We start from the raw sequence: 240 nt of genomic DNA on the forward strand, positions 1-240 counted from the left end.
ATGTAAGTGTCTAGCTAATAGGATAATATAACCCAATGCCACATCCGCCACTTCGTCGGAAAAAACATCCGGGGTATTTTTGACCAAAATCCCTAATTCTTTTGCTGCGTCCCGGTCAATGGAATCAACACCAATGCCCCATTTGGCGACAATTTTGAGGCGTTTTCCCTGTGCCAAAACCTTAGCAGTAAAAGGATCATCCCCAGCAATTACCCCATCAAATTGATCAATAATTTCTAA

Annotated in this window: 1 pseudogene; it reads right to left on the minus strand. The window is 42.1% G+C overall.

The annotated features are described in order from the left end of the window. A pseudogene (locus PL9214_RS29795) lies at positions 1 to 240 on the minus strand (phosphoglycerate dehydrogenase); the annotation flags it as partial.

Origin of the sequence: Planktothrix tepida PCC 9214 (assembly GCF_900009145.1) — a bacterium.
Classification (GTDB): Bacteria; Cyanobacteriota; Cyanobacteriia; order Cyanobacteriales; family Microcoleaceae; genus Planktothrix; species Planktothrix tepida.